The following is a 24956-nucleotide window of genomic DNA, read 5'->3' as shown; positions in this document are numbered from 1 at the left end:
GCGCGTTATGCGGCCGCCGCCTCCCGCGCCGCCCGGCGGGCGACCCGCCGTTCACGGGCTCCCTCGACGAGGTTGTAGAGGGTCGGCAGCACGATCAGGGTGAGGAACGTGGACGACACGAGGCCTCCGATCACCACGATCGCGAGCGGCTGGGAAATGAACCCGCCATGACCGGTGACACCGAGCGCCATCGGCACGAGCGCGAAGATCGTGGCGAGCGCGGTCATGAGGATCGGCCGTAACCGGCGGCTCGCCCCGTGGCGGACGGCATCGACGACGGCCATGCCCCTGTCGCGGTACTGGTTCACGAGGTCGACGAGAACGATAGCGTTGGTGACGACGATGCCGATGAGCATGAGCACACCGATGAGGGATGCCACCCCGAGCGGCACCCCGGTCAGCACCTGCAGGCCGATCGCACCGGTGGCAGCGAACGGAACCGACACAAGCAGAAGCAGCGGCTGGCGCAGCGACCGGAACGTCGCCACCATGACGACGTAGACGATGAGGATCGCTGCGAGCATGGCGAGGCCGAGCTGCTGGAACGCCGTGGACTGGTCTGCCGTCACCCCGCCGAGGGTGGCGGTGGCGCCGCCCGACAGGTCGAGGGCATCGACAGCAGCGGAGACCTCGGCACTCGCCGTGCCGATGTTGTCGCTTGACGGTGTGATCGCGACGGTGGCCGAGCGCTGCCCGCGGACCGTGGTGATCGACGACGGGCCGTCGACCTCGCCCACCGTGGCCAGCGAGTCGAGGCGCACCGGCCCGAGCACGGTCGGCACGGTCAGCGCAGCGAGTTCCTCGACGGTCGCCGGCGGGTCCTCGCTGGCGAGGTAAATGCTCACGGTGCTCTCGTCGATGACGACGGTGCCGATCGTCGACGGCTGCATGGCGGCCGAGACGAGGCCGCCGAGGGCGACCTCGGAATACCCGGCCTGTGCCGCGCTTGAACGATCGACCAGCACCTGGATGTACGGCCGGGAATCGCTGAGGTTGTTGGTCACCTGCCGCATGCCGGGAAGGTCCGCCGCGGCATCCGTCACCGCATCCGTTGCTTCGCGCAGGATCTCCTGGTTGGGCGCGGTGATGTCGACCTCGATGTCGCTCGTCGCGCCGAATCCACCGGATGCCGCGACCTCGATCTCGCCGGCATCGTCGAGATCCGCGAGCGTGTTTCGCACCTCGGCCTGGAGTGCTTCCTGGTCGGCGTCCTCGTTTGTGGTGATCGAGTAGGTGATGCTGCCTGCGCCGCCTCCGGTGAACGCGTCGCGGAGGGAACTGCCGGACGAGCCGATCGACAGCTGCACGCTCTCGATGTCGTCGATGTCGCGGAGGGCGTCCTCGACCAGGCCTGCTGCAGCATCCTGCGCTTCGAGGCTCGAGCCGACGGGCAGGGTCTGCGACACCGTGATGGTGTTCTGGCCGGAGTCCCCGAGGAAGTTCGTCTTCATGAAGGGAACGAGGGCGAGGGTGCCGACGAGAACGAGCACAGCGAGAAGCACCGTCACGACGGAGTGCTTGAGTGTCCAGTTGAGAAGTGGCAGGTAACCCTTCTGCAGCCGCGTCGGGTGGTCGAGTTCGTCCTCGTTCTCGTTCTCGCCACCGTTGCGGCGGCCCCGTCGGGTGGCTGCGGGTTCCGGAACGACCGGGGAGGCGACGGATGCCGTCGAAACCGGCGTCGCTTCAGGCTCGTCGACGAGCACGGCCGTCGCGGCTGGCACCGTTTCGGTGCCGACACTGGCGGATGCCGCGTCCCGGCGGGGTGGAGCGAGGAGGTACCGGGCGTCGACGATGGCTGGGGAGGCGAAGACCCCTGCCGGGAGGCGGCGTTCCGGCACTTCGGAACCGACGGCGGGAGCATCCGCCGGAACAGCGGCGGCCTCGGTAGCGGCTCGTGCCGCCTTCTTCACGGCCCTGCGTGACACCTTCTCTGGTTTGGCGGTGGAGACCTTGGCCTCCCTGGCGCGGAGGAACCAGTAGGCGAGCACCGGAACGATCGTCAGGGAGACGAGAAGCGACGCCAGCAGGGCGATCGTGATGGTGAGCGCGAACGGCCGGAAGAGTTCACCGGTCATGTCCCCGACGAACGCCAGCGGCAGGAACACGGCGACGGTGGTGATGGTCGACGCGGTGATCGCCCCAGCCACCTCACGCACGGCGGTGAGGATGGAGAAGGCACGGCCGTCTGCGCTGCGGTCGCGTGCCGCGGTCATGTGCCGCTTGATGTTCTCGATCACGACGATGGAGTCGTCGACGACGCGCCCGATGGCGATCGTCAGCGCGCCGAGGGTCAGGATGTTGAGCGTGTAACCGGTGGCCTGCAGCCCGATGAAGGTGATGAGCACCGACGTCGGGATGGAGATCGCTGTGACGAGCGTCGCCCTCACGTCGAGCAGGAAGATGAGGATGATGAGCACGGCGAAGGCGAGGCCGAGCAGTCCCTCGGTGGCGAGCGCCTCGATCGATTGTTCGATGTACGGGGCCTGGTCGAATACCACGGTCAGGGTCACATCGGAGCCGAGGGCTTCTTCGAGCTGGGGCAGGAGCGCCCGGACGGCCTTGGACACGTCAACGGTGTTCGCGGCGGGAACCTTCGTGACCGCGAGGGTGAGCGCGGGCTCGCCGTCGACGCGGGAGATGCTGGTCACCGGGTTGTCGGTGAGCGCGACGGATGCCACGTCGCCGAGGGTGAGGACGACGCCCGGCTGGGTTTGGCCGACGAGGGGCAGCCCGGCGATGTCGTCGACCGAGCCGAGTTTCGATCCGGTCTGGACCGCGAAAGTCCGGTCGTCCTCGGTGATCGCCCCGGCGGGCTGGAGGACGCCGTTCTGCTGGAGGGTGGTGCCGATGGCGGCTGGCGTGAGTCCAGCGCCCTGCAGCGCTGCGGCATCCGGGGTGATTGTCACGCGCTTGCCGACGTCGCCGACGACGGCTGCCTCCCGTACGCCGTCGAGATCCTCGATATCGGGAACGGCGGTCCGGCTCAGTGCTTCGGACAGGGCATCGGTGTTTCCGTCGCCGCCGGTCGCTGCCAGCTGGATGACGGGGAGGTCGTCGAGGCTGCCCGAAAGGACTTGGGTGTCGAGGTCAGCGGGGAGCCGGGATTTGATCCGGTTGATCGCCTGGTTGATCTTCTGCTCGGCGGTCGCCAGGTCGGTGCCATAGGTGAACGTGGCCGAGATGAGGCTGAGGTTCGTCGACGAGGTCGCCGCCGTCGATTCGAGTCCGGCGACGCCCTGGATGGCGGTCTCGATGGGTGTGGAGACGTCGTCGTTGACCACCTCAGGAGCTGCCCCGGGGTAGTTCGTGATGATCGCCAGTTGCGGGAACTGCACGCTGGGCGCGAGTTCCTGCTTGAGGCTGGTCAACGCAAGCCCGCCGAAAACAGCCGCAACGACGGTGATGAGCGCGATGAGCGCCCTGTTCTTCATGCTCAGAACGGCGAGGGCGTGCACGGTACTCCTGAAGTTGCGAGAAGGATGCCGCGATCGCGACGAGCGGCGGCCTTTGGTTGGCTCACCAGTGAAATTGTGTCACAGTACCCCGACCTGCTTTTCCGCCCGGCTGCGCGGGGGATTGCCAACAGCTCACACGATCTCGGCGAGGAGGGCGGCGTCGGGCACGGGGGCTCGCATGATCGACCGCCAGGCGACGGAGAGGGCGTCGAGCGCACGCTCCGTCTCCGCCAGCGGATAGGTGATCGGGATGCGCAGGAACCGTTCGAATGCCCCGTCGATGCCGAACCGGGGGCCTGCGGCGATGAGCAGGCCCTGGCTTCGGGCGGCGAGGACGAGCTGCGAGCTCACCGGCGCTCCCAACCCGGCCCAGATCGCCAGGCCGCCGTTCACGTGCGGAACCTCCCAGTGCGGGAGCCGGTCGGCCAGTACCCGTTCGACGAGGTCCCGGGTGGCCGCGAGCTGGTCGCGACGGCCGCGGAGGATCTCTGGCATGGTCGGCAGCAGTTCGAGCACGGTGAGCTGGTCGAGGATCGGCGTGCCGAGGTCGCCGACGGTTCGGGCTGCGACGAGTTTGCGGATGACTCCGCGCTCGGCCCGGATCCATCCGATGCGGAGACCACCCCAGACGGTCTTGCCGACGGAACCCACGGTGAGGATCTTCGCTCCGGCGTCGTCGGATGCAGCGAACGGCACGAACGGCGCACCGCGATCGATGTCGAGCTCGGCGGTGGTCTCGTCGACCACGAGCACCGTGCCCTGCCTCGCCGCAGCCCGGCAGACCCGCCGCCGGGCGTCGACCGACATCGTCGCCCCGGTCGGGTTGTGGAAGTCGGGCATGAGGTAGGCGATCGTCGGTGAGGACTGGTCGATCGCCTGCTCCAGGTCATCCGTGTTCCAGCCGTCTTCGGCGGTGACCACCACGGGGACCAGTCGAGCACCCGCCGCGCGGAGCGCGTCGTGCGCGTGCGGGTAGGTCGGATGCTCGATCACCGCACGGTCGCCTCTGGAGAGGTGGGTACGCGCGATCAGTCCGATTGCGTGCTGCGCTCCGAGCGTCACCAGGATCTCGTCCGGTGACGTGGGCAAGCCTGCGTCGATATACCGGTCGGCGATGGCGGACCGGAGCTCCGGCAGGCCGACCGTGTCGTAGTCGAAGGCATCGAGGTAGTGCGGGAGCCTGTGGGCGGCGCGCTGGGCGGCATCCGCCAGCCGCGGCACGGCTGGAAGCGCCGCTTTGCTGAAATCGAGGTAGCCGAGCGTGGTTGCCGGGCTGGGGCCGGGGCCGGCTCCGGGGAGTTGCGCGACGCTTCCTGAGCCCCGGATGCTTTCGAGAAAGTCGCTGTCCCTCAGCTCACGGTATGCGGCGGTCACCGTCGTGCGGCTCACATCGAGGCGCTCCGCCAGGTCACGTTCGGCCGGCAGGCGAGTGTCGGCGGGAATCCGTCCGTCGAGGATGAGCAGGCGGATGCGGTCGGCGAGCGAACGATACGCGGCGTCGTCGGTGCGCCAGCGCCCGAGAAGCGCCGCAAGCGCCCGCGCCGTGATGTGGACATCTGACATAAGGCCACTCTAAACAGATTGGCATCTTGATGTAAGGCCAATTATCGAATTGGATGGACACCATGTTGCGTCGATCCATCCAATTACTCCTCGGTCTCCTCCTGTACGGCATCGCCCTGGCCCTCATCGTGCGAGCGGCGATCGGCGTCGCACCGTGGGATGTGCTCACCCAGGGCATCTCGCTGAAGACCGGTTGGGGATTCGGAGCGATCACCATCGGCGTTGGCGCCGTCGTACTGCTCATCTGGATTCCGCTCAAGCAGAAACCCGGCATCGGCACGGTGCTCAATGTGCTGCTGGTCGGCCCTGCCGCAGACCTCGGCCTCTGGCTCATCCCGGAGAACCTGGACCTCTGGCTACGGATCCTCCTGTTCCCGACCGGGCTGTTCGTCCTCGCCCTCGCTACGGGCCTGTACATCGGCGCCCGGTTCGGCGCCGGCCCCCGCGACGGGCTGATGACCGGCATCCACGAGCGCACCGGCTGGCCGATCTGGGTCGGCCGCACCGGAGTCGAACTCGTCGTCCTCACCGCGGGCTGGATCCTCGGCGGAAACGTCGGCGTCGGTACCGTGCTGTTCGCACTGCTGGTCGGCCCGCTCTGCAACATCACGATCCCCTGGTTCCGCATCGCGTTGCCGGGTGACGCCGTCGACGACCAGCTACAGGGTTCCGTCGAACCGAGCGAGCCCCTCGTGGACTCGCCCGCCAACTAGGCGTATGGTCGGCCCACGGGCATCCCCGTCGCGAAGGAGTTGCGCCATGGCTGACCTCGAAACCACCGCTGAATCCGTACGGCTCGCTGTCTACCGGCACCTCGCGGAAAGCGGTCTCGCGCCGACCCGCGAGACCCTCACCCGCAGGCTCGGGCTGACCGCCGAACAGGTCGACACCGCCTTCAGGGAACTCGCCGCGGCACGGCACCTCGTGCTCGGGTCGCGCGGCGAGATCGTGCTTGCCCACCCCTTCGCCACACGGAACTTCGCCTTCTCGGTGATGGGCGAGCGGGTCCTGTGGTGGGGCGGCTGCGCGTGGGATGCCTTCGCGATCCCCCACCTGGTGAAAACGGAGCCGAGCGTGCTCGTGGCGACAATGTGCCCGGATTGCGCCACCCCGCACGCGTGGACGGTGGGGACGGATGCCCCTCCCCTCGGCAATCAGGTCGCGCACTTCCTCGTGCCGACGACCCACATCTGGGACGACGTCGTCCATGCCTGCTCCAACCAGCGCATCTTCTGCTCGGAGCGGTGCGTCGACGACTGGCTGGCCCGCACCGGCAACGCGAGGGGATCAGTGTTCGACCTCCCAACGCTCTGGCGCCTCGCCAGCGGCTGGTATGAGGGCCGGCTCCATTCGCCGTACCGACGACGCGAGCCGGCCGAGGCTCATGCTTACTTCCGGAAGGCCGGGCTCCGCGGGGCATTCTGGGGGCTCGATGACGATGTCCGGCCGCCCGAAACGGCACCCGCCCGCCCCTGAGGGTGAACGGATACCACCTCGAGCCTTCTAGAGGTTGCGGCCCGCGTACACCGCGAGAGTGTCGCGGACGAACTCGGCGCCGGCCCGGCCGCCGTAGTTCGCCGCGAACCGCTCGTCCGCGACGTACAGGTCACCGAGGCCAGTGACGTATTCCTTCACCGCCCCCGGTGTTCCCGGGATCGCAGCGAGCCACTCGACATGGCGGCGTGCCAGCGCCTGCGCTTCGTCGCTGTCTGCCGTGATGCCGGACTCGGCTGCGGCGATCCAGTCGGAGCCTAGTTCGGCTGACCGTGCCTTCCAATCGGTCTTCTCGGCATCCGTCATCGACCTCCACCAGGAGTCGCCCTTCGCGTAGGCGTCCTTGCCCCAGCGTTCCTCGACCTCGTCCTGGTACTGCGTGTGGTCAAAACCATCGAACATGTTCTCTGCCATCAGTTGTTCACCTCCTTCCAGTTTGCTGAGGGTGTCCTCGACCGCTGCGACCTGAAGGGCGAGACGATCCTGTTCCCGGCGTAGCCAGTCGAGGTGGGTGTGGAGGGCTTCTGCTGGCTGGGACGAGCGCGCGAGCACCTCGGCGATCGCCGGGAGCCCGAGGCCGAGGTCGCGAAGGAGCAGGATCCTCTGCAGTCGCACGAGCGATTCCCCGTCGTAATAGCGGTACCCGTTCGCCCCAACCCGGCTTGGCCGCAACAACCCCAGGTTGCCGTAGTGACGCAGGGTTCGGCTCGTCGTGCCGGAGTGCCTGGCGACCTCCTGAATCGACCATTCCATCGGCGTCCTCCTCGTCCATAACAACGCTAAACGTTGACGCAGCGTCAATGTCAATTGCAGCGGCAAATTGCGCATGCGGTCGGGCGGGCGGAGAATCGCAGAGACGAACTTTCGAGGGGACCACCACCATGCAAAGCATCACCGTAACCGAGCTCGCGAAGCTGACTGACGCCATCGTCATTGACGTGCGAGAGCCTGATGAGTTCGCCCAGGTGCGAGCCGCTGGTGCTGTGAGCATGCCGATGAGCCAAATCATCGACAGGATTGACGAGCTTCCCGCGGATGAGACGATCTACCTCATCTGTGCGGTCGGCGGCCGCAGCGGCAAAGTTGCCGAATATCTGGAGACCCACGATCTCGACGTCGTCAATGTCGATGGGGGCACCTACGCCTGGACCGACGCGGGCCTTCCTGTCGAACAGGGCTGAGCGCCATTCCTGAGTGTTCCTCGAGACCGCTTGATCTTCCCCTGAACGCGATATATCGTAACTTTCACCGGTCGCGATATATCGTGATCTCACATCGACCTCGGGTCGACAGGAGAAGGAAGAACAATGGCATTGGAAAAGTGGGTCGTGCTCCCCGGGGAGTCACGCATCATCGACGTCGAGCTTGTGCGCAAGCTCAAGGTTGGCCTCATCGGCGGTCAGATCGACATTCTCGGCCACGATGAAGAGTCGGCTCGCATCGAGGTTCATAGCGTGACCGGCAAGGACCTCAAGATTTCGATCGACGGCGACGTCCTCGAAATCGACCATCCTCAGCTGGGCTGGGAGAACTTCCTCGACGTGTTCAAGTCGTTCGGCCAGAATTCTGCCAAGGCAGAGATCAGCGTGCTCGTGCCGCGCTCCGTCGCGTTGACGTTTGGCATGGTGTCGGCGAGCGCCCTCATCTCGGGGCTGAAGACCAGCGCAAAACTCTCGACGGTGAACGGTGAATTGCAGGTCGAGGGCGTCACAGGCGACCTGGACCTCAACAGCGTCTCAGGCGAGATCAGTGTGCAGTCGCACACCGGGTCGATCAACGCCCACACCGTGTCCGGCGACATCACCGTATCGGGGAACATCTCAAAGTTCTCCAGCGACGGCGTCTCCGGCGACGTCTTCGTCGACGCGGTCGGGCACTGCGACCGGATCGCCACGAACACGGTTTCAGGCAACGTGACGGCACGCCTGTCGCCCGACGTCGGCACGCGCTACGTCGTCAACACCGTGTCGGGCAGGCTGCAGCTCGACAGCTCGGTCATCAAAGGCACCCGCGGTCGCGGGTTCAAGAGCACCACAGAGGGTGACGGCAACTTCTACACCGATGTGGTCGCCAACTCGGTCTCGGGCAACGTCACCGTGATCCGCCGGTCGGAACCTGCAACAGCCGACTCGGACGGCGCCTTCTCGACGGGTGGCGTGGCATGAGCCCCGTCTTCAGCCACGGAAGCCTCCGCCTCTACCTGTTGAGCCTCCTCGCGGAGGGCCCGAAGCACGGGTACGAATTGATCCAGTCCCTGTCGGACCGCTTCGGGGGAACCTACTCGCCGAGTGCCGGCACGATCTACCCCCGGCTGGCCAAACTCGAGGAAGAAGGCCTCGTCACAAAGGAGAGCGACGGCCGCAAGACCGTGTACTCGATCACGGATGCCGGGCGCCGTGAACTAGAGGGTCGCCAGGGAGACCTCGACGCCATCGAACTCGAGCTCACGAACTCGGTTCGCCGGCTCGCCGATGAAGTGCGCACCGGCGTCACGGATGCCATGCGCAGCCTCAAGGCGGACCTCGCGTCCGCCGCGCGCCAGGCGAAACAGACGGCATCGAACGCTCCGTTCGTCTCGACGGAGGAACCCGATTCCCGCACAACCAGCCGGATCGCCCTCCACGACGCTGACGTGGCGATCGCCCAGTTCCGTCAGCAGCTCCGCTCAGACCTTCGCCAGCAGGTGGCGACGGGCACGTTGACGGATGCGACGGTGCAGCAGCTAAAGATCGACCTCGACCGCGTGCGCGACGGCATCCGGGCGGCGTTCGGAACAACCACCGAGTAACGGTTTCGCCGCAGTGCAGACGCCTTCTCCTCGGCGAACCTCTCCCAACAGAAAAACTCGAAGGACAGCTCCTCCCGAAGCGGCTCGCTCTCCCCATCTTCGCCAGCGACGCGCTGTCGAGCGTGGCATACGCACCGCAGGAACTGCTGATGATCCTGATGCTCGGCGGGCTCGCGTTCCTCAGCTTCGCGCCCTGGGTGGCCGCCTGCGTCGTGGTGCTGCTTGTCGTCGTCGTCGCGAGTTACCGGCAGCTGATCAAGGCCTACCCGTCCGGTGGCGGCGATTACGAGGTGGCACACCGGAATCTCGGCGAGAAGGCCGGTCTCGCGAGGAACACGGGTCGACCGTCGTCACCGTCTACCTGCCCCAGTACATCGTCGGTCACTGGTGGGAGTCACTGCTTCACAACCGTCGTGCCAAGCGGGTACGCAACCAGCTCATGCTCGTGCACGGCGTGGCCATCGCCCTCGTGCCATGGCTCCTCGACTCGTCCGAGCTGATCTACGGTCGCAGGTCCCGGCCGCTGCCCGGTCAGGAACGCCGCGGTGAACCGATAAGGCCGGTGACCAGGACTCCGCTGCCCCCGGCCAGAAGATGACGAGCGCGCGCGTATGCAGCTCGTTCCTGCGGTTTCCGCCGGTGCGGTCCACGACCGTGTTCTCGAGCGCTGCGGCCGATCCAACCGGGCCGCCATGCTAAGATCGAGGTTAGTCTTTATCGTTCCCTGGTGGGTGAAAACCATAGGGCGGATCTTCACCGCCCCGCTACTAATTCGTAAGGGGGTCTCGCATGGGGCGTGGCCGTCAGAAGGCAAAGCACACCAAGATCGCGCGTGAGCTTAAGTCATTCAGTCCTGATGTGAACTACGACGCTCTTGAGCGTGAGCTCACGGGTCATTCGCACGACGACGCTTATAGCGACGAAGCGGCGAAGTGGTCGGAATACACCGACGACTTCCCGGCAGGCGAGCCCAAACGAGCCTGACTGCTCGTTACTGGTCTCTTGTCACCGGGCTGCCGAAGGTCACTGGGCCGCCGAAGCGCGCGCAGTTTTTCGGGCGTTCCACCATGCCCAGAACCGTGACAGCATCCGCTTGAGGAAGCCGGCGGCTTTCTTCGCCCAGGTGAATTCGGTCCCCAGCACCGCAAGGCCGAGAAAGACGACGAGCCAGCCGGGGCCGGGAAGCGGCACGAGCAGCAGGCCGAGAACGGCGATGCCTCCCCCGAACGCACCGACGCCGAACCGGTAAATGCTGCGAAGCCGCGGCCGCGTGTCGACCCAGTCACGAACAGCCCGCAGCATCCGTCTCGCCGGGTGATGGGGATTCTCGCCCGCGACGATCTCTCGGTTCAGTTCTGCTTCGGTGACCATTCGGTCACGCTATATCGCGAGCCTGAGTTTTTGCAACGAAGATCAGCTGCCGAGGGCCACGACGAGGACCCAGGCAATGGCTCCGAGCACGGAGACGACACCGGTCGCACCCGCGAGCACCATCAGCAGTTCGTCGCGTGCACCCTGGCGGACCTCGCTGAATGGACTCGCCAGCCGCTCGGCATGCCGTGATATCAGGCTCATCATCTCACCTCTCGTCGTGGCCACTGTGACACGACGAGGCGGGCAGCAGCGGAGCATTGACAGCCGGACGTCACTGCGATATGTTCGCGAACCTATTCGCGGTCGGCGGACTCGAGTCGGTCGATGACGGTGGAGATCGCTTTTTCCACGATCGCGGCATCCGCTGGAGACAGCGCCTCCATGGCCTCGACCACCGACTGGTGGAAGTTGCCGTATGACTCCTCGATGTTGTTCGCGCCGGCTTCAGTCGGCCGCAGTATCCAGGCTCGACGGTCCGTCTTGTGCGGCGCGCGATCCAGGTGGCCGAGCTCGAGCAGGTTGTCAACGACCTTCGTCACCGAAGCGCTCGACAACCCGAGCATCACGATGAGGTCCTTTGGGCCCATTTCGCGCTGCTCACGCTGGGCCTGGAGCAGATAGCGCATCGCGTGGAACTCGTTCTTCGTAAGCCCTGAGGCCTTTCGGACTTTCTCGATGCTGACTTCTTCAGCGCGGTGCAGGCGGAGAACCGCTTGGATCGCACCGAGGGCTGACGCCCGTCTCGGCTCACGGGCGTACAGGTGCTCTGCTTCGTGTCGCACGACGTTGAGAGGCATTCCTGGCGCATCCCCTTCGATATCCGAGCGGATCGATGTGCCAGACGGCGCGGGCTCAGTGCCGGTCGCGCCGCTCCGCGAGGAGACACTCAAGGTGGTCCTCGAGTTTCCGTTTTGCGATCGCAAGATCGGAGAAGTCTCCGACATACCTTGCGAAGGTATCGCGGACGAAGAAGTGGTCACCCTGCCTGTCAATTGTGCCACCGAAGTAGCCCTGGTAGGACGCCACCCAGAAGTCTGTATCGGCGAGCCGCCACTCCGCTTCGGTCCGGGGGTGCGGTTCTTCTGCCGCCGGCCTGGTTCTTGGTACGGGGGTGGAGCGTTCAGGGCGTGGCTGCTCAAGGAGTGGCTGGTCAAGGAGAGTCATTGGGGGGACGCTTTCGTTGCAGGCGGTGGAGGACGAAGGAGTCAGCTCCAACCGGAACCGAGCACCGCAGTGGCCACCACCGTGGCGAATGCGAAAAACCCTGTCATGCTCGCGGCCGTCCTCAGACTTTCGTCCCGGGCGGCCTCGCGAACCTCAGAAAAGGCACTCTGGCGCCGTTCTACTGCGCGATGTGAAATGGTCATGTGCTTCCCTTCCTGTCCAAAAACTCTCTCACGAAGTAAGAGTTTCAGAAGAAAACAATGTTTATCATTGACATTGTTAGGAAAGGTATGACAAGCCACTTGGGCCCCGTTCGGGGCCGGGAGCGCGTCTGTCAGGAGAGCTGAGTGCGCTCCACCCACTCCAGGTACTCCGGCGTCACGGTTCCCGTGACATAGTCGCCGGTGAAGCAGCTCATCTCGAGCTCTGTCACATTTGACCCCTGCAGAATCGCCTGCTTCATGTCTTCGACCTCCTGGTAGATCAGGCGGTCCGCTCCGAGTTCGAGCGCGATCTCGGGGATTTTGCGGTTGTGGGCGACAAGTTCCGAGCGCGAAGGCATGTTGATTCCGTAGACGTGCGGGTAGCGAACGGGCGGCGCAGCCGAGGTGAAGGTGACCTTGTTGGCACCGGCGGCACGGGCCATGTCGACGATCTCTTTCGACGTGGTTCCCCGGACGATCGAGTCGTCAACGATGAGGATGTTCTTGCCCTTGAATTCCATCGACATCGCGTTCAGCTTCTGCCGGACGCTCTTCTTTCGCTGCGCCTGGCCCGGCATGATGAAGGTGCGTCCGACGTACCGGTTCTTGTAGAACCCTTCGCGGTATTCGATGCCGAGCTTCTGCGCCACCTGCATGGCTGCCGGGCGTGAGGAGTCGGGGATCGGCATGACGACGTCGATATCTCCCATCGGCGTGTGCTGCGCGATGGTCCCGGCAAGCCGGTCGCCGAGCCGAAGCCGGGCTTCGTAGACCGAGATGCCGTTCATGACCGAGTCAGGGCGAGCGAGATACACGTACTCGAAGGAGCAAGGCACGAGGCGCGGGTTCTTCGCGCACTGGCGCGAGTACATCTCACCCGAGGTGGTGATGAAGATCGCCTCCCCCGGGGCGACCTCGCGCACGACGTCGTATCCGGCGCTCTCGAGCACGAGCGATTCCGACGTGACAATCCATTCCTCGCCCACCAGCCCGGCTGAGCGGCGACCGAGAATAAGGGGGCGGATGCCGAACGGGTCACGGAACGCGAGCAGGCCGTGACCGGCGATCATCGCGATCGCGGCGTACGACCCCTCGACCCGCTCGTGCACCTGCGACACAGCGGTGAAGACCTGATCCGGGTCGAGTTCGAGGCCCGTGATCTGCGACTGCAGCTCGGTGGCCAGCACGTTGAGCAGCATCTCGGTGTCGCTCGTTGAGTTCACATGGCGGCGGTCGATGTGAAACAGGTCGTCGGCGAGTTCACGCGTGTTGGTGAGGTTGCCGTTGTGCACGAGGATGATGCCGTACGGCGCGTTCACGTAGAACGGCTGGGCTTCCTGCTCGTTGTCGGCGATGCCCTTGGTGGCGTAGCGGACGTGACCGAGGCCCATCTTTCCCTGCAACGAGCGCATGTCCCGGGTGCGGAATGCCTCCCGGACCTGCCCCTTCGCCTTGTGGATGTGGAAGGTGGAACCGTCCGCCGTGGCGATGCCCGTTGAGTCCTGGCCGCGGTGCTGCAGGAGCAGCAAAGCGTCATAGACCTGCTGGTTGACCGGTTCCGGTGAGACGATGCCGACGATGCCGCACATACCTAGCGGGCTCCTTGCGTTGCGATGATATTAATGGGAGTAGCTTCCGACCAGGCGGACGGCGCCGCCGTCGACACCCTTCGCACCCTGCTCGAATCCGGTCAGGTCGCGGTACGTCGTGTGCACCGTCCCGACCTGCCAGGCGGGGATACCGCCCGCCGTGAGGTCCGCCGCGATCGCCGCAGCGCCATCCGCACGCACGACCGCGAAGAAGCCGATGCCGAGGTTCCAGGTGCCTTCAGCGCTCTCGAGGGTCGTGGAGGCGAGGTCGCTCAGTGCGCGGAAGACCGGGGCGGGCGACCAGCTGCTGCGGTCGACCTCGACCCAGCTGCCAACCGGAAGAACCCGTGCGAGGTTCGCGGCGATACCGCCGCCGGTGACGTGGGACAGCGAGTGGACCGCGCCAGGGTGCCGGGCGATCAGGTCGAGGAGCGGCGACGTGTAGAGGCGGGTGGGCTCGAGGAGCACCTCACCGACGACCCCGCCGAGCTCAGCGGAGGTGTCGGTGAATGACATGTTCCGCTGGGCGAGAATGTGCCGCACCAGGGAGTAGCCGTTGGAGTGCAAGCCGGAAGACTCGAGGGCGATCACGGCGTCGCCGTCTTCGACGAGGTGGGCGCCGAGCAGGTCGTCCCCCTCGATCACCCCGGTCGCCGCACCGGCAACGTCGTAGTCGTCCGGGCCGAGAAGGCCGGGATGTTCGGCGGTCTCACCGCCGACGAGTGCGGTACCGGTCGCGGAGCAGGCACGGGCGATCCCGGCGACGATGTCGGCGATCCGCTGGGGAACGACTTTGCCGCAGGCGATGTAGTCAGTCATGAAGAGCGGCTTCGCTCCGACGACGACGATGTCGTCGACGACCATGCCGACGAGGTCCTGGCCGATGGTGTCGTGCTTGTCGATGGCCTGGGCGATCGCAACTTTCGTGCCGACGCCATCCGTTGAGGTGGCCAGCAGCGGGCGCCGGTATGAGGTGAGGAACGAGACGTCGAAAAGACCGGCGAAGCCGCCGACGCCACCGAGAACTTCGGGACCGTGAGTGTTCGAAACCGCTGATTTCATCAGCGAGACGGCGAGATCCCCTGCCGCCGTGTCAACACCGGCCTGCCGATAACTCGAAGAAGAGTCGTCGGCCGGGGTGGATGTGCTCACGCTTTGCCCTCGTTCGTGGTGGGGGGAAGATGCGGGGGATTCTGTTCGAGGGCCGGCGCGGATGCCGTTTCGATCGTTTCCGAGTTCACGTGCGTCCCGACGTCGGGGGCCTTCTGCACATCAACTCTATCCGCTTCGACGATGCGCCTTCTCCTGCTGCTCCTGCGATCGAGCAGGATGGCGACGGTGAGGGCGATGCCGATGCCCAGAACAAGGCCGATGAGCAGCAGGAACCCGAAAATCTGCAGCTGTGAATATTCCGCGAAGCCGTTCGCCCGTGCGTACTCGAGATCCCGCGGGATCGAAACGGTGGCCACGAACGCCGCGATCGCACCGAGCAGAGCGCCGACCGTGGCGAAGTTGCCGAACTTTGGCGAACGACGCACCGCCACCTGCTGACGAGTGACGGGCTCGCCGGACATCTCGGGCTTCACGGGAGGGGAGTCTGGCTCAGGACGGGCTGGCTCAGTGTTCATAGTTCTATTGTCGCTTATCAACGTGGGTGCGGGGTCGCCGGCTCATTCCCGGCCGTGGGGGTCGGATGCCTCGGTCGCGTCACGCGTTCCGGCCCGCTCACACGGTACGCCGGATGAAGTCGTCCGAACCGCGTGGGCATGCCCTCTGCTGCACGTGGCCACTACCCTGTGAGCATGACGACTGAGACGGCGAAACCAGGCTTCTTCAGCGGATTCGGCATGGGCATCCGACTCCTCGGGCGGGGATTCCGGCTCTGGGTCACGTCGCCCCGGCTCATGGTCATCGGCGCGATCCCCGGCCTGATCACCCTGGCGCTGTTCACGGTCGCCGTGGTTCTGCTTGCCCTCAACCTCGAGAACGTCGCGACGATCCTCACTCCATTCGCGAACGGCTGGGACGAGACGTTCCGCTCCGGCCTGCGGGTGCTCGTCGCCGTCGCGCTCATCGCCGCCGAGGTCCTCATCCTCGTCTACCTCTTTGCCGCTGTGACCCTGATGATCGGCCAGCCGTTCTTCGAAAGGATCGCGGAGCGCGTTGAGAACTCACTCGGTGGGGTGCCCTCAGCGGTCGACGTGCCCTTCTGGCCGTCCGTCGTACGGGGCATCGGGGAGTCGCTCCGCGTCGTCGCGATCACCATCGGAGTCGGACTCGGCCTCCTGCTGCTCGGCTTCATCCCCGTCCTCGGCCCGATCTGCGCCGCGGTCATCGGCGCCGTCACGGGCGGGTGGTTCCTCGCGCTCGAACTCAGCACGGTGACCTTCGAACGCCGGGGACTTCGGCTGGACGATCGGCGCCGACTCCTGAAGGCACAACGCTCCACCACGCTCGGCTTCGGGGTCGCCGTGTTCCTGCTCTTCCTCGTGCCGCTCGGCGCCGTCGTCACGATGCCCGCGGCGGTGGCGGGAGCGACCCTGCTCGCGCGGCGGTCGCTCGGGGAGTCCGACCGCCTACCCTCCCTCACGGTTCAGCAGCGCCCACAGAGCTAGCAGCGCCGACTCACTCGCTCCGGACCGGGTGACGCGGCACGCCGGGTGTTGTCGCCCGGTGCGCGTGAAACCCCCGGTCAGTGCGGCAGGCGCAGGACCGGGATGTGCCCGGTCAGGTCAGCGCGCTGCCCCGAGGCTGTGACGGTTCCGGATGCCGCGGCATCCGCCCACGACAGGGCGCCTGTCGCGAGTGCGAGCCAGGTTTCGGCATCCATCTCGATGACGTTCGGCGGTGTTCCGCGGGTGTGCCGGGGCCCTTCGATGCACTGCACGGCGCCGAACGGAGGTACGCGGACCTCGAGCGTGTTGCCGCTGGAGTGCTCGGCGAGCAGTTGGAGGGTGTACCGGACCGCGGTGGCGATGTCGTCGCGCGACGCCGCCTCGCGCACCGCGAGGTCGACCGCGTCTCGACCGACGTCATCCGGAATACGGGCACGTGCCATGCGCTCTAGGCTAGTACGCGTGAAGATCCTTGTCCTCGGTTCGGGCGCGCGAGAGCACGCCATCATCCTGTCGCTCCTCAGTGAGGACGCCGACCACGAGGTTCTCGCGGCACCGGGCAACGCCGGAATCGCACAGGTCGCCGAAACCGTCGACCTCGACCCCAACGACCCGGTCGCCGTAGCCAACTTCGCCATCGCCGAGGCCATCGCCCTCGTCGTGATCGGACCGGAAGCGCCGCTCGTCGCTGGCGTCGCCGATGAGCTCCGCGAGCAGGGCATTCCGGTCTTCGGGCCCGGCCGCGCCGCCGCCGAGCTCGAGGGTTCGAAGACCTTCGCCAAGCGGGTCATGGACGTCGCCGGGGTTCCGACCGGACGGGCCCGCCGGGCGGGCACCCTGTCGGAGGCCGAGACCGCCATCGACCTGTTCGGCGCACCATATGTGGTCAAGGCCGACGGACTCGCCGCGGGCAAGGGTGTCCTCGTGACGAACGACCGCGAAGCAGCAGTCGAGCATGCGCGCACCTACCTCGATTCCGGCAGCGTCCTCGTCGAGGAGTTCCTCGACGGCCAGGAGGTGTCGCTGTTCTTCGTGAGCGACGGCCACACCGTCGTGCCGCTCTCCCCCGCCCAGGACTACAAGCGCCTCGCCGACGGCGACGAGGGCCCGAACACCGGCGGCATGGGGGCGTACTCGCCGCTGCCGTGGCTCGAGGAGACCTTCGGCAGCGAAGAGGACTTCGTCGCCGAGGTACTCGAGACGATCGCGAACCCCGTTGTCGCCCAGCTCGCTAAGGAGCAGACCCCCTTCATCGGGCTGCTCTACGCCGGCCTGATCCTCACCTCGCGGCGAGAGAACGACAATGACCGCGGCATCCGGGTGATCGAATTCAACGCCCGATTCGGCGACCCGGAGACACAGGTCGTCCTGCCCCGACTGACGACTCCCCTCTCCGAACTCCTCTACGCGGCCGCCACCGGCACTCTCTCGGCCGACGACCGGCCGATGTTCGCGCCGGTATCCGCTGTCACCGTCGTACTCGCTAGCGAGAACTACCCTGCTGCTCCCGTCACGGGCCGTCCGATCCGTGGCCTCGCCGAAGCGGATGCCGTCGCTGGCGTCCACCTCGCCCATGCGGCGACCGCAGCGCAGGGCAATGACCTCGTGTCGACGGGCGGCCGGGTTCTCAGCGTGGTTGCGCTGGGTGACGACTTCACCGAGGCACGCTCGCGTGTCTACGAAGCGCTTGGGCACATCTCGCTCGAGGGCGCCCAGTTCCGCACAGACATCGCGGCGCGCGTCGCACAGTAACCCTGCACAGTCACCGGCACCGGCACCGGCACCGGCACCGGCACCGAAACGCCAACCGACCCTCCGCGGACGACTTTTCGAGGCCCAGCTGGCCGTTTCCGGTTTCTCGCGGCGCTTATCGGCCCTGCGCGATAATGGACGGGTGAGCACATCAACGAACCTGCCCGGCTGGACCCACCTCTACTCGGGCAAGGTTCGGGACCTCTACGAGCGTGAGGGCGCGGCATCCGATGCCCTCCTCGTCGTCGCCAGCGACCGGGTCAGCGCTTTCGATCACGTGCTCTCCCCCGGCATCCCCGGCAAAGGGGAACTCCTCACGACCCTGAGCCTGTGGTGGTTCGACCGGCTCGACGTCCCCAACCATCTCCTCGAGAACCAGGCCGACGCCATCCCTGCCGAGGTCTCCGGCCGCGCCATGCTCGTCAAAAAGCTCGACATGTTCCCGGTTGAATGCGTCGTCCGCGGCTACCTCACCGGCTCCGGCTGGAAGGAGTACGTCGAATCGCGAAGCGTTTGCGGCATCCCGCTGCCCGAAGGCCTGAACAACGGCGACCGTCTCCCCGAACCCCTCTACACGCCGGCGTACAAAGCGCCGATGGGCGAACACGACGAGAACATCTCGTTCGAGCAGAGCGTCGAACTCGTCGGCGAAGCGGATGCCACGGCGCTGCGCGATGCGTCCCTCGCGATCTACGCGCAAGCCTCCGAAATCGCTGAACAAAGGGGTGTGATCCTCGCCGACACCAAGTTCGAGTTCGGCCGCGACCCGCAAACCGGGGCCCTGACCCTCGGCGATGAGGTCCTCACCTCCGACTCGTCCCGGTACTGGGACGCCGACGTCTACGCCAGCGCCGAAACTGCTGAGGCACGCATGGCGAGCTTCGACAAGCAGATCGTGCGCAATTGGCTCGCGGCCAACTGGGATCAGAGCGGGACACCGCCCGAACTTCCTGCCGAGATAGTGGAAGAGACGGCCTCGCGCTACCGGGAATTGCTCGGGCGCCTGACAGCGTAATGTTCTGAGAGATGTCTGATCTCTCTCCGAACGACGCCCACGCCAACCGAGTCAAATGGGAAAGCTTCTGGGTGTGCGTCGGCGTCGCCTGCCTGACGATCCTCGACCTGTCGAAGATCAACGTCGGACTGCCCTCGATCGAGGAGTCACTGCACGGCGGCGCCACCGAACTTCAGCTCATCGTCGCCGGGTACGCGCTCGCTTTCGGACTCGCCCTCGTCCCGTCGGGGCGACTGGGTGACATCCGTTCCCGCCGCCGGATGTTCCTGATCGGGCTCACCTCATTCACCCTCGCCAGCCTGCTCTGCGCGGTCGCCCCGACCATTGAGATCCTGGTGATCGGCCGGATCCTGCAGGGCGTCGCCGCCGGCATCCAGATGCCGCAGGTGCTCGGGCTGATCCAGCAGTTGTTCCAGGGCCGCGAACGCGGCAAGGCGTTCGGCCTGTTCGGTGCGGTGATCGGCCTGTCCACGGCCTTCGGTCCGACCCTCGGCGGGCTCCTCATCGCGATCGGAGGTCACGAGGACGGCTGGCGCCTGCTGTTCTGGATGAACATTCCGCTCGGCCTGATTGCGATCTGGTTCGCCTGGCGGCTCCTGCCGAAAAAGCAGATCCACGAGGCAGGCGTCACGAGCCTCGACGTCACCGGGATCCTGCTGCTCGGCGCCGCGACCTTCAGCCTGATGCTGCCGTTCGTGCTCACCACCGGCGGCCCCAACGACGACCCGAAGCGCTGGTTCTGGCTCATCGGCTTCGTCGTCGCCGGCGTCGCGTTCGTCTGGTGGGAGCGGCGCTACCTCCGGATCGGAAAGTCGCCGGTGGTCCATTTCGGACTGCTCCGCCTCTCGTCGTACCGGAACGGCATCCTCATCGCGACCGCCTACTTCGCCGCTATCCCGGCCATGTTCCTCATCGTGACCCTGTTCCTCCAGCAGGGCCTCGGGCTCGAGGCGGTCTACGCCGGCATGGTCTCTATTCCGTTCGCGCTCGCCTCTGCCGTGACCTCCTGGCTCGGCGGCCGGCTCGTCAACACCCACGGTCGCTCGGTCGTGGTCCTTGGCGTCACCCTCGCCGGCCTCGGCATCGGCGCCACCCTGCCCATCGCGGCGTTCGCGAGTGAAGAGTGGATGCCGTGGCTTCTCGCTGCCGTCCTGACGGTCGCCGGCGCTGGCGGCGGGTTTGTTATCTCCCCGAACCAGACACTCACTCTGCAGGAGGTGCCCGTCACCCAGGGCGGTGTCGCCGGTTCGGTGGCGCAGGTCGGCCAGCGGGTCGGTACGGCCATCGGCGTCGCTGTCGCCTCGAGCACCTTCTTCGCGACCCTCTACGCCGAGCAGGGCCTCGAAAACCCGGTGACGATGTATCGGGATGCCTACCTGAAGGGAGCGACGATCATCGTCGCGCTTCTTGTTCTCGCCCTCGTCATCAGCCTGCTCGACCTGCGCAAACGCACCGAACCGGCCGTCTGACCCGCGGGCACGGCCTGGCGTGCCCCCACTCCCACTACACATTCAGGAGGTCCGTCGCGACACGCCGTTGCGGCATCCGCCTACCCGGTCGGCCGAACTTGCTGAATTTCGTCGAACTTCCTGAATTTGTGGACTAGCGGGAATGTTGTCGCTACAACTATAGTTATACCGATCATGAACTCGCTCGCACCCACAGACAAACTTGCCGCTGACACCGCCATGGGCCCGGTCACCCTTCTCGTGGCCGACCTCGATGCGATGACTGCGTACTACACGGATGCCGTCACGCTGCGCGTCCTGTCGGCCACCGAGCACACCGTGACGCTCGGCCGCCGAGGCGTCCCGGCCGTCATCCTCGAACACGCCCCCGAACTCAAGCACGCCGCCGCCGGATCCGCCGGCCTCTTCCACACCGCCATCCTCTTCGAATCGAAGGCCGCCCTCGCGGCTGCCCTCTACTCGGTTGCGCGCAAGGCCCCTGGAACCTTCACCGGCAGTGCCGACCACCTCGTGAGCATCGCGTTTTACTTCACCGACCCCGAGGGCAACGGCGTCGAGCTGTACTGGGACCGCGACCGCACCGAATGGAGCTGGGTCCACGGCCAGGTCGAGATGGCCACGCTGTACGTCGACCCGAATGACTTCCTCTCGCAGCACCTCACCGTGCAGGGACAGACCACCCCCGACGATGAGTCCGTCTTCGGGGGCGCACAGATCGGGCACGTCCACCTGTCGGTTGGCGACGTGGCATCCGCTCGCCAGTTCTACGTCAACACCCTCGGCTTCGACGCGACCACGTCGCTCGGCAACCAGGCGCTCTTCGTCTCGGCCGGCGGATATCACCATCACATGGCGATGAACGTGTGGAACTCACGCGGTGCAGGGCCACGGATGCCCGCGCTCGGCCTCGGCCGCATCGACATCGTCGTTCCCGAAACGGATGCCCTCGGCGAGCTCACCGAGCGCCTCACCCACCACAAGGTGCAGGTCCGGGACGACGGCCAGACGCTGAGCTTCGACGACCCGTGGGCGAACCTGATCCGCGTCCAGGCGAACGCCTCCTAACCTGCCCCACCCTGGCGGCGCGAGCTGCGACGCGGGCAACCCCCGACCCGTACCGCGCTACCCCACTCGGTGCGGGTCGAGTGCTATCCGCGGGTGCCTGCCCGTCACGCTAGGCGGGCGAAGTCAACAGCAGCTCCTCATCCGGTTACGCGGAGGCGAACGGGCCGCGACGGCTCTTGCGATCGCCGCCGCAAACTCTGGCACGGCAGGCGCAGTCAAGCCCGAACCCGAATCCTGCGCTGCCCGGTCGGAGTTGGTACTGTCGAGCCCACCGAAAAGTCCGCCGAAAGCCCGCTGGGAAGGTCCACCGCGAGAGGGGAATGTCGTGCCACTCGATCCGTACTTCCGGGCCATGTACCTGGCCAGGCGACGCGACCTGATCGCCGAAGCCCGCGAAGTTCTCGTTGACTTCGTGACGAGCGCGGTCACGCGTGTGTTCCCCTGGCGTCGGGATGCCGCGAAACGGGCCCTCGTGGAATCCCCGGCCCGCACGGTCGGCACAAAGGCTGCGGGCACGGCCGTGGCCGGCGCGGAAGCATCCCACGCCGCGCCCGCGTCGACCACGGCGAAACGGCCGCTGTCGGTAGAGGAGAAGGCGAAGCGCAAAACGCCGGCGTGGAAGCGACAGAACGCACAGAAATGGGACACGAAACTGTACGGCCGGGTCGGCCTGGAACCTCCAGAGGTCGAGATCACCGATCACCAGGTCGACGTGCCCGGCCACCCCACGGTCCGCGTGCGCGCCTATCGTCCGCTCGACGGGACCGGCACCGCCCAGCCCCTGCCAGCGGTGCTCGCCTTCTTCGGCGGATCGTTCCAGTTGGGCGGGGTCGACTACACGAGCATCGATGCGACGTTCCGGACGCGCACCGCCGACGCCCGGGTGATCCACGTCGCCGTCGACTATGCGCTCGCCCCTGAGCACCGGTACCCCACCCAGATCGAACAGGGCTACGCCGCTCTCGGCTGGCTCGTCGAGAACGCCCGCCAGCTGGGCATCGACCCCGACCGCATCGGAATCACCGGCATCTCCTCCGGAGGAAACATCGCCGCGAGCGTGACGCTCGTCAACCGGGACCGAGCCGGGCACCCGCTCAAACTGCAGGTGCTCGAGGTACCCGTCACCGACCTGACCGGCAAGTCGATCGACATGGCGCCGATCCGGGAGATGCGCATCCCCCGCTTCCTCGCCCACCGGGAACTCGTGCAGGTCGCTGACGCGTACCTCGGCGACCGGACGAGGGCAAGGGAGCCGTACGCGTCACCGGCGCGGGCGCTCACCCACCGGGGTCTTCCGCCCGCGTGGATCTTCACCGCCGAATACGACGCACTCCGCCTCGACGGAGAGGCCTACGCGACCACCCTGCGCGCATCGGGAGTCGACGCGAGCGCTGTCCGGTACCAGGGTGCGACCCACGAGGCGGCGATCTACACGAAAGTCGTGCCGCTGGCCCGGCGCTGGCACGCCGACGTCGTCACTGCCCTGAAGACACTGCACGACTAGGAACCCGTCACCGGTCTCAGGCCGGGCGGATGTAGCCCCGGTCACGGGCGGATGCCACGGCGGCCGTTCGCGACGACACCTGCAGCTTGGTGAAGATGTGAACGAGGTGGCTCTTCACGGTGGCCTCGGACAGGAAAAGGGACTTCGCGATGTCACGGTTGGAACGCCCGTCAGCGACGAGGCTGAGCACTTCGGCTTCCCGTGTTGTGAGGGTCTCCCCCGAAGAGTTCTGGCGGGCCTCGAGGCGACCGGCAACGGTCGGCGCGAGGGCGCTCTCGCCGCGCGCCGCCGCCCGGACCGCAGCGATCAGCTCGACCGGAGGGGCGTCCTTCAGCAGGTAGCCGGCTGCTCCTGCTTCGACCGCGCCGAGGATGTCGGCATCCGTGTCGTAATTGGTGAGCACGAGGACGTACGGGGCGCCGGGATCCTCCCGGATACGTCGGGTGGCTTCCGCCCCCTGCATGCCGTGGCCGAACTGCAGGTCCATCAGCACGATATCGACGCCCGCCCTGCTTTGCTCGACCGCCTGCTCACCGGTCGCGGCCTCAGCGACGACGTCGAGGTCCGGTTCGGTCGCGAACAGGGCCCGCAGGCCGGCCCGGACCACCGGGTGGTCGTCGGCGATGAGCAGCCGGATCACGCAGAGACCTCCGGTCGGGATGCCGCGGAGGCGGCCGGATCGAGGACGGGGATGGTGACCGCGATGGCGGTACCCTCACCGAGGGCGGACTCGACGCTGAGCAGGCCTCCGAGCGACTCGACCCGCTGGCGAATCGCCCGCAGCCCGAACGATTCCCCGGCTTCGGCCGCGGTGGTTGCCGGGTCGAAGCCGACACCGTCGTCGACGACGTCGAGCGAGACACTGTCGGACTGGTAGGTCAGGGTGAGGTCCGCACGGGTTGCACGCGCGTGGCGGACGACGTTGGCGATCGCGCCCTGGGCGATCCGAAGCAGCGTCGCGTTCACGCTCATCGGCAGCGCCACCGGTACGCCTTCCAGCTGGAAGTTGACCGTCGCCGGGGTGCCCGCCGCCCGCAGTGTCTCGGCGGTGGAGTCAGCCAGTCGGGCGAGGGCCCCTGGCAGCGTGCGATCGTCAAGGGCAGGTGGGGTGAGCTCACCGATGATCCGCCTCGTGTCGACGAGGGAATCGGCAGCCGTCTGCCGCGCGAGCTGCAACTGCTCAAGTCCCGGGCGGTTGCCATCGAGGCGTTCGGCGGCGTGAAGGAGAAGCTGGATGCTCGAGAGCGCCTGCGCGACCGTGTCGTGGATCTCCCGTGCGAGACGCTCCCGCTCGGCGAGTACCCCCGCCGCCCGTTCGGCGAGCGCCAGCTCACCGCGGGTCTCGACCAGCTCGGTGATGAGCTGCTGCCTCTCCTCGGCCTCCCGGTACAGCGCGCGGTAACCGAACCCGATCGCCACGGCGACCCCGGCGCCGATCATCGGACCGATAACTCCGCCGACCGTGAATTCACTGTGCGCGCCGATGGCGATCACCGAGAGGGCCGTCGATGCGGCGACCGCGAGCACAGCCGCCCGCGATGGAAGCAACTGCAAGTAGAGGAAGAAGAGCGGGAAGACGATGAACGCGGCATCCGGGGTGAGCCACAACATCCCGAGCCAGATCAGGCTCAACGCCGCCAGCCACAGCCACCTCACCCACGGGGACGCCAGGACGAACTCCGGTTTGAGGTGCGCCAGCAGGGAACCACCGAGGTAAACGGCGAGGAAGACAGACGCGAGGGTGTGAATGAGCGCGCTGTCGGGATCGTCGGCGATGGCGGAGAGAACGATGATAACGACGACGAGCGCTATCAGCAGCGCGTGCAGCGACCAGCGGAGTCCGGCGAAGACGGGCGTGAGGGCCGAGTGGTTCATGATTCCCCTTCGCCGAAAGCCTAGTTGGGTG

At 66.5% G+C, this 24956-nt stretch carries 25 protein-coding genes and 1 pseudogene; 13 read left to right on the top strand and 13 right to left on the bottom strand.

Annotation, left to right across the window (positions count from 1 at the left end; all coding sequences use genetic code 11):
* Positions 1-5: 5 nt before the first annotated feature.
* Complete coding sequence (locus tag BM197_RS08585) at positions 6-3455, bottom strand: efflux RND transporter permease subunit (RefSeq protein ID WP_177216786.1); 3450 nt, start codon at positions 3453-3455, stop codon at positions 6-8.
* Positions 3456-3587: 132 nt separating this feature from the next.
* Positions 3588-5018, bottom strand: a complete 1431-nt coding sequence (gene yczR, locus BM197_RS08580) for a MocR-like transcription factor YczR (protein WP_090710603.1) — start codon at positions 5016-5018, stop codon at positions 3588-3590.
* 62 nt (positions 5019-5080) lie between these two features.
* Between yczR and yczE the strand changes: the two genes are divergently transcribed.
* The gene (gene yczE / locus BM197_RS08575; RefSeq protein ID WP_218151851.1) at positions 5081-5731 is read left to right on the top strand and encodes a membrane protein YczE; all 651 of its coding nucleotides are present in this window, start codon (positions 5081-5083) and stop codon (positions 5729-5731) included.
* Between the two features lie 46 nt (positions 5732-5777).
* A complete protein-coding gene (gene merB, locus BM197_RS08570; protein WP_090710601.1) occupies positions 5778-6494 on the top strand; it encodes an organomercurial lyase in 717 nt (238 codons plus the stop codon).
* A gap of 27 nt (positions 6495-6521) precedes the next feature.
* On the opposite strand, the gene BM197_RS08565 is transcribed toward merB, so the two are convergent.
* A complete protein-coding gene (locus tag BM197_RS08565; protein ID WP_090710599.1) occupies positions 6522-7265 on the bottom strand; it encodes a MerR family transcriptional regulator in 744 nt (247 codons plus the stop codon).
* 128 nt (positions 7266-7393) lie between these two features.
* On the opposite strand from BM197_RS08565, the gene BM197_RS08560 reads away from it, so the two are divergent.
* The 5 genes and pseudogenes from BM197_RS08560 (at position 7394) to BM197_RS08535 (ending at position 10284) form a co-directional block, all read left to right on the top strand.
* A complete protein-coding gene (locus BM197_RS08560; protein WP_090710597.1) occupies positions 7394-7693 on the top strand; it encodes a rhodanese-like domain-containing protein in 300 nt (99 codons plus the stop codon).
* Positions 7694-7819: 126 nt separating this feature from the next.
* Positions 7820-8677 carry a DUF4097 family beta strand repeat-containing protein gene (locus BM197_RS08555; RefSeq protein ID WP_090710595.1) on the top strand — a complete coding sequence of 286 codons (858 nt, stop codon included), beginning with the start codon at positions 7820-7822 and terminating at the stop codon, positions 8675-8677.
* The gene (locus BM197_RS08550; protein ID WP_090710593.1) at positions 8674-9300 is read left to right on the top strand and encodes a PadR family transcriptional regulator; all 627 of its coding nucleotides are present in this window, start codon (positions 8674-8676) and stop codon (positions 9298-9300) included. Before BM197_RS08555 ends, BM197_RS08550 begins: the two co-directional genes overlap by 4 nt.
* A gap of 20 nt (positions 9301-9320) precedes the next feature.
* A pseudogene (locus BM197_RS08545) lies at positions 9321-9626 on the top strand (DNA-binding protein); the annotation flags it as partial.
* A 463-nt stretch (positions 9627-10089) separates the two neighbouring features.
* Complete coding sequence (locus BM197_RS08535) at positions 10090-10284, top strand: DUF3073 domain-containing protein (protein ID WP_090710591.1); 195 nt, start codon at positions 10090-10092, stop codon at positions 10282-10284.
* 39 nt (positions 10285-10323) lie between these two features.
* Here BM197_RS08535 and BM197_RS08530 read toward each other — a convergent pair whose 3' ends face one another.
* From BM197_RS08530 to BM197_RS08505, 7 genes are all read right to left on the bottom strand, one after another.
* The gene (locus BM197_RS08530; protein WP_090710589.1) at positions 10324-10671 is read right to left on the bottom strand and encodes a TIGR02611 family protein; all 348 of its coding nucleotides are present in this window, start codon (positions 10669-10671) and stop codon (positions 10324-10326) included.
* A 42-nt stretch (positions 10672-10713) separates the two neighbouring features.
* Positions 10714-10878, bottom strand: coding sequence for a hypothetical protein (locus BM197_RS16290; RefSeq protein ID WP_177216785.1), 165 nt, complete (start codon positions 10876-10878; stop codon positions 10714-10716).
* A gap of 89 nt (positions 10879-10967) precedes the next feature.
* A complete protein-coding gene (locus tag BM197_RS08525; protein WP_090710587.1) occupies positions 10968-11471 on the bottom strand; it encodes a MarR family winged helix-turn-helix transcriptional regulator in 504 nt (167 codons plus the stop codon).
* Between the two features lie 55 nt (positions 11472-11526).
* Positions 11527-11838, bottom strand: a complete 312-nt coding sequence (locus BM197_RS16285; RefSeq protein WP_090710586.1) for a hypothetical protein — start codon at positions 11836-11838, stop codon at positions 11527-11529.
* Between the two features lie 334 nt (positions 11839-12172).
* Positions 12173-13630, bottom strand: a complete 1458-nt coding sequence (gene purF, locus BM197_RS08515; protein ID WP_090710584.1) for an amidophosphoribosyltransferase — start codon at positions 13628-13630, stop codon at positions 12173-12175.
* A 30-nt stretch (positions 13631-13660) separates the two neighbouring features.
* A complete protein-coding gene (gene purM, locus BM197_RS08510; protein ID WP_090710582.1) occupies positions 13661-14782 on the bottom strand; it encodes a phosphoribosylformylglycinamidine cyclo-ligase in 1122 nt (373 codons plus the stop codon).
* Positions 14779-15258 carry a hypothetical protein gene (locus tag BM197_RS08505; protein ID WP_143095038.1) on the bottom strand — a complete coding sequence of 160 codons (480 nt, stop codon included), beginning with the start codon at positions 15256-15258 and terminating at the stop codon, positions 14779-14781. Before BM197_RS08505 ends, purM begins: the two co-directional genes overlap by 4 nt.
* A 174-nt stretch (positions 15259-15432) precedes the next feature.
* On the opposite strand from BM197_RS08505, the gene BM197_RS08500 reads away from it, so the two are divergent.
* Positions 15433-16245, top strand: a complete 813-nt coding sequence (locus BM197_RS08500) for an EI24 domain-containing protein (RefSeq protein WP_090710764.1) — start codon at positions 15433-15435, stop codon at positions 16243-16245.
* 77 nt (positions 16246-16322) lie between these two features.
* On the opposite strand, the gene BM197_RS08495 is transcribed toward BM197_RS08500, so the two are convergent.
* Positions 16323-16688, bottom strand: coding sequence for a sterol carrier family protein (locus BM197_RS08495; protein ID WP_090710579.1), 366 nt, complete (start codon positions 16686-16688; stop codon positions 16323-16325).
* Positions 16689-16707: 19 nt separating this feature from the next.
* Here BM197_RS08495 and purD point away from each other — a divergent pair, with 19 nt between their 5' ends.
* The 5 genes from purD (at position 16708) to BM197_RS08470 (ending at position 23050) form a co-directional block, all read left to right on the top strand.
* The gene (gene purD / locus BM197_RS08490; RefSeq protein WP_090710577.1) at positions 16708-17997 is read left to right on the top strand and encodes a phosphoribosylamine--glycine ligase; all 1290 of its coding nucleotides are present in this window, start codon (positions 16708-16710) and stop codon (positions 17995-17997) included.
* A 142-nt stretch (positions 17998-18139) separates the two neighbouring features.
* A complete protein-coding gene (locus tag BM197_RS08485; protein WP_090710575.1) occupies positions 18140-19012 on the top strand; it encodes a phosphoribosylaminoimidazolesuccinocarboxamide synthase in 873 nt (290 codons plus the stop codon).
* 11 nt (positions 19013-19023) lie between these two features.
* On the top strand, positions 19024-20481 hold the full coding sequence (locus BM197_RS08480) for an MFS transporter (protein WP_090710574.1): 1458 nt from the start codon (positions 19024-19026) through the stop codon (positions 20479-20481).
* 174 nt (positions 20482-20655) lie between these two features.
* Positions 20656-21546, top strand: a complete 891-nt coding sequence (locus BM197_RS08475; RefSeq protein ID WP_090710572.1) for a VOC family protein — start codon at positions 20656-20658, stop codon at positions 21544-21546.
* 325 nt (positions 21547-21871) lie between these two features.
* Positions 21872-23050 carry an alpha/beta hydrolase gene (locus BM197_RS08470; protein WP_245762463.1) on the top strand — a complete coding sequence of 393 codons (1179 nt, stop codon included), beginning with the start codon at positions 21872-21874 and terminating at the stop codon, positions 23048-23050.
* Positions 23051-23066: 16 nt separating this feature from the next.
* Here the strand turns inward: BM197_RS08470 and BM197_RS08465 are convergent, their stop codons facing one another.
* Positions 23067-23690, bottom strand: coding sequence for a response regulator (locus BM197_RS08465; protein ID WP_090710570.1), 624 nt, complete (start codon positions 23688-23690; stop codon positions 23067-23069).
* Complete coding sequence (locus BM197_RS08460; RefSeq protein ID WP_090710568.1) at positions 23687-24925, bottom strand: sensor histidine kinase; 1239 nt, start codon at positions 24923-24925, stop codon at positions 23687-23689. Before BM197_RS08460 ends, BM197_RS08465 begins: the two co-directional genes overlap by 4 nt.
* Positions 24926-24956: the final 31 nt, after the last annotated feature.

Source organism: Mycetocola miduiensis (assembly GCF_900115155.1).
Classification (GTDB): domain Bacteria; phylum Actinomycetota; class Actinomycetes; order Actinomycetales; family Microbacteriaceae; genus Mycetocola_A; species Mycetocola_A miduiensis.
This window is presented reverse-complemented; position numbering and strand designations above follow the sequence as displayed.